Genomic DNA, 4305 nt, shown 5'->3' with positions numbered 1-4305 from the left:
GCGAAAGGCTTGGTCACGAAGCTCTCGTAAGGCTTGAACGCCTCGCGAGCGAACGAGGAATAGAGCTCGCCGATCTTGGTGGACTGAGCGACGAAATCCTCATATGCGCCACGCAGATAGGCGCTCTGAATTTCGACAGCCTTCTCGACGGACGGGGCGCCGGTCAGCTTTTGGATGGCAGAAGAACCGTTCTCGAAGCTCTTCTTTGCGTAATCGGCCGTCTCGGCGGCGATCGTCTGGGCGCCTTTCGAGAAAGTCCCGAGTGCGTTGACGGTCGCTTCCAGGTTGTCCTGACCGAATTTCTGAAATTGATCGATGTTGGGGAACATATTGCTGTCAGCGCGGGGCGCTGTCCTCTTGCGAATGCGATGGCTTGCGCGGTAGAGTTAGTATGTGTGCAGTGCACAATAAAAGTCAAGCATCATTGTGCGATGCACAAAAAGTCATTTTTACCACCTCTATTAACCCCCCCGTAACCGCAAACTCCTACCGTCGAAGACTGTGATGCGCCGGCAACGATCCCAGCGAATGGGGCGTCGGCGAGGGCCTGAGACCTACGAGACAGGGACGGTAACAGGATGAATTTGGTTCGCACTTGGGTTGGACTTCAGAAGATCGCAGTCGTCGTCGGCTTGGCCGCGTCGGTTGCCGTCGCTCTCTCCTCGCCTGCCGAGGCTGCGCGCAAGAAGCGCCCAGCGGGCGGAGGGTATAGTCCCCCGTACGCCACGATGGTCGTCGACGTGAAGACCGGCCGCACGTTGCAGGCCGAGAACGAAGACGAATTGCGCCATCCGGCTTCCATCACCAAGGTGATGACGCTCTACCTGCTGTTCGAGCAGCTGGAACAGGGCAAGCTGTCGCTCAATACCCCTCTCCAGATTTCGGCCAATGCCGCGCGTCAGGCGCCGTCGAAACTTGGGCTGCCCGCCGGCAGCTCCATCGAGGTCGAGGACGCCATCCTGGCGCTCGTGACCAAGTCGGCCAACGACATTGCCGTCGTCGTGGCGGAAAATCTCGGTGGCAGCGAAGCGTCCTTTGCCGAAATGATGACCCGCAAGGCCCGCGCCCTGGGCATGAACCGCACGGTCTACCGCAACGCTTCCGGACTGCCGAACCCTGGGCAGATCACGACGGCGCGGGACCTGACGGTTCTTGCCCGTGCCATCCAGGATCGCTTTCCCAAGTATTACCCGTATTTCAGCACGCACGTGTTCCGCTATGCCGGAGCCAGCCACAAGAACCACAATAACCTGCTCGGTCGCGTCGAAGGCGTCGACGGCATCAAGACCGGATTCACGGGCGCCTCGGGCTTCAACCTGATGACCAACGTGAAGACCGACGATCGCCATGTCGTCGCCATCGTGCTCGGTGGTCGCTCCGCCCGCGGCCGCGATCAGCAGATGGCCTCGCTCATCGGATCGACATTGCCACGCGCTTATGCCGGCGCTCGTCAGGTCCCCGCCGTTGGCGAAGGACGCATGATGGTCGCCGACGCGGCTCCGCAGCGCATTGCATCGGCGAATGTCGAGACCACGGCTGCCACGACACCGGTTCCGGTTCCCCCGCCCGCTCCCGTTCCTCAGCCGGTTGCCGAAGCCCCCGCGGCTCGCAAGCCGCTCGATCTCAACTCGCTTCGCCCAGTCGTCGCCTCGGCCGTCGGTGCGTCGGGAACGACAACGCCCTCCTCGCCTGTTCGCTGGCAGAAGGGTCCTGATGCGCTGCCGAAGGATACGCAGGCCTATGCCGCGCTCCACGCCGCAGCCGCTGCAGCAGAAACACAAGAGACCGCCGCGCCGAAGACCCAGGAACGGGTCCAGGCGGCTCCGGCTCCCTTGAAAGTTGCTTCGCTCGATCCGAAGGCCGTTCCGGTGGCGGCCGAAGAGCCCAAGGTCGAGGCCAAGCGCGCGGCGGTCACCGGTTGGATCATTCAGCTCGGCGCCACCGACGACGAAACCAAGGCGCGCGACATTCTCGACAATGCCCGTGCGAAGGCCGGAAAAGCCCTCGTGAAGGCTTCTCCGTTCACCGAAAAGATCTCTCGCGACGGTTCGACCCTCTACCGGGCCCGCTTTTCTGGGTTCAGCGAGTCGGGCGACGCGGAAATGGCCTGCAAGGCGCTCAAGCGCAGTGGTTTCTCCTGCTTCGCTTCGCGAGGCTGATAAGATCTCGGACAGCGGCATGTGTTTGATGCCGCCGCCCGTTCGACCAACCGGATCGCGCGTGGAGTATCAGCGATGTCGGCTCAACAGCACGTCTTTGGCTTGATTGACCCTGGCGGCGAGGTACGTCGTACCCCCCTGATCGGGATGGAGTTTCTTCATCAGCGTGCGGTACGCCCGCTGGATATCGTCGATACTCGCCCCCGGTTGAAGCCCCAGGATCTCGTAGGCTTCCTCTTTCGTCATCGCGCCCGGTTGCGCCTGGCGGCGCGTCCCCGCGTGACCATCGCGCTCAGCGTGTTCACGCCAGCCGGAAAACCGGCGGTCAAGATAAGTCTCTAGGAGCGCGAGCCCCTCGGGATCCATGGCCCTGCATTCGTCGTGAAGCCGGAATAGCGCTGCACGATCGAGTTCGTCGAGCTGGCGGCCGGAATAAGCGCCCGCGAGCACCAATCCCCGGACCGCACCGGTGCCGTGGTCGAGTTCCATTTCGATCAGCGCCGAGCGCATGCGGGAAATGCGATGGGTCCCCGCTTGCCCGCCGAATTGCCAGGGCAGCGGAAACCGAGCCCAACCGAGCGCCCAGGCACCGAACCCGGCCAGCAGGATCGCCATGTCGAACCGGCCCTTGATGCCGACCAATATGGCTGCACCGAGTGCCCCGACGCCACCGACCACCTTCATCGCCTTCGCCATTGCCGCAGCATCGGTACGGACGAAAAACTTCGACAACCACCACACCAGGGCGACGGTCGCGAGACCATAAAGCAGCATCATGGTTTCAACCCCTGAAGCTCATGTGAGGTGCCTTGATCCTCTTGTAAACGGAAAGATGACGATTGYGCGGTCGGCGCCGCCTTGGTAGYGACACCGGAGCGATTGGGGGAGGCCCTTGATGACGTCGACGCCTGTTGTCGAATCCACGACCGACCTTCGCCGAAGAGTGGCGGATTGGAAACGCACGGGCAACCGGGTCGCGCTCGTGCCGACCATGGGAGCGCTTCATGAGGGACACTTGTCCCTTATTCGTCTGGCGCGCGAACACGCCGGCCGGGTTGTCGTATCGATCTTCGTCAATCCGACGCAGTTTGCCCCCAACGAGGATTTCTCGAAGTATCCGCGCACGTTGGAAGCCGATCTCGAGAAGGTGTCCGGCCTCGCCGACCTGGTCTTCTCGCCGAGCGTCGAGACCATGTACCCACCGGGCGGTTCCACGATCGTGAGTCTGTCGGGACCCGCAAGCGCGGGGCTCGAAGACCGTTTCAGGCCAACCCATTTTCAAGGCGTCGCGACCGTCGTGACGAAGCTCTTCCAGTTGGTTCAGCCCGACGTCGCCGTCTTCGGCGAGAAGGACTACCAGCAGCTGGCCGTGATCCGCCGCATCGTCGCGGACCTGCATATGCCTGTCGCAATCGTGTCCGGCCCCACCCTGCGCGAGGAGAGCGGGCTGGCTATGTCTTCACGCAACCGCTATCTCACCGATGACGGGCGCGAGCAGGCCGCCATTCTCAATCTGACACTCCAGCAATGCGCCGAGGAAATTCGTGAAAGCGGCGACGTCGCGTCGGCCCTCGAAGCGGGGCGTGCCGTGCTGTCGAAGGCGGAGTTCGAGCTCGACTATCTGGAAGCGCGGGACGCAGAGACCCTCGCGCCGATTGCGGATCTCTCACGGAAGATGCGCATCCTTGTCGCCGCGCGGCTCGGCGCAACGCGATTGATCGACAATATCGAGGCGTGAGTGCCGGCTGCATCGTCCCGTCGTTCCGGGGCGAGCGAAAGCGAGAGGATTCTGGGTTCCGCTGCGCGGCTCAGGAATGACGGAGGGCCTTACGGCAGCTGGACGATGATCCCGTCGCGGATGGTCACGCGGCGATCCATGCGGGCGGCGAGATCCAGATTGTGCGTCGCGATCAGAGCCGCGAGGCGAGAAGCGCGCACGATCGACACGAGAGTCTGGAAGACGCGGTCCGCCGTCTGCGGGTCTAGATTGCCAGTCGGCTCATCGGCCAGGAGAAGACGCGGCGCATTCGCAACCGCGCGGGCGATGGCGACGCGCTGTTGCTCGCCGCCTGACAATTCGCCGGGCCGATGCGTCAGACGCTGACCGAGCCCGAGAAACGTGAGGATTTGCGTCGCTCGATCCTGC

At 63.1% G+C, this 4305-nt stretch carries 5 protein-coding genes; 2 read left to right on the top strand and 3 right to left on the bottom strand.

The window, feature by feature from the left end:
- A partial coding sequence (locus tag AC1DT3_RS13270) for a phasin family protein (protein WP_477465721.1) occupies positions 1-329 on the bottom strand: 329 nt, incomplete at its 3' end.
- 249 nt (positions 330-578) lie between these two features.
- On the opposite strand from AC1DT3_RS13270, the gene AC1DT3_RS13265 reads away from it, so the two are divergent.
- Positions 579-2159, top strand: coding sequence for a serine hydrolase (locus tag AC1DT3_RS13265; RefSeq protein WP_477465720.1), 1581 nt, complete (start codon positions 579-581; stop codon positions 2157-2159).
- Positions 2160-2228: 69 nt separating this feature from the next.
- Here AC1DT3_RS13265 and AC1DT3_RS13260 read toward each other — a convergent pair whose 3' ends face one another.
- Positions 2229-2936 carry a DnaJ domain-containing protein gene (locus AC1DT3_RS13260; RefSeq protein ID WP_477465719.1) on the bottom strand — a complete coding sequence of 236 codons (708 nt, stop codon included), beginning with the start codon at positions 2934-2936 and terminating at the stop codon, positions 2229-2231.
- 118 nt (positions 2937-3054) lie between these two features.
- Between AC1DT3_RS13260 and panC the strand changes: the two genes are divergently transcribed.
- The gene (panC, locus tag AC1DT3_RS13255) at positions 3055-3897 is read left to right on the top strand and encodes a pantoate--beta-alanine ligase (protein ID WP_477465718.1); all 843 of its coding nucleotides are present in this window, start codon (positions 3055-3057) and stop codon (positions 3895-3897) included.
- An 89-nt stretch (positions 3898-3986) separates the two neighbouring features.
- On the opposite strand, the gene AC1DT3_RS13250 is transcribed toward panC, so the two are convergent.
- The coding region (locus AC1DT3_RS13250) for an ATP-binding cassette domain-containing protein (protein WP_477465717.1) at positions 3987-4305 on the bottom strand (319 nt) is incomplete at its 5' end.

The sequence above is a fragment of the Microvirga sp. P4_G7 genome, from assembly GCF_056401005.1.
Note: the sequence above shows the minus strand (reverse complement) of the source record. Positions and strands in the feature narration are given on the sequence as shown.

Bases quoted from the DNA above. Each gene is read 5' to 3' on its own strand.
- AC1DT3_RS13260 (WP_477465719.1), bottom strand. From the start codon at position 2,936: ATGATGCTGCTTTATGGTCTCGCGACCGTCGCCCTGGTGTGGTGGTTG.
- panC (WP_477465718.1), top strand. From the start codon at position 3,055: ATGACGTCGACGCCTGTTGTCGAATCCACGACCGACCTTCGCCGAAGA.
- AC1DT3_RS13265 (WP_477465720.1), top strand. From the start codon at position 579: ATGAATTTGGTTCGCACTTGGGTTGGACTTCAGAAGATCGCAGTCGTC.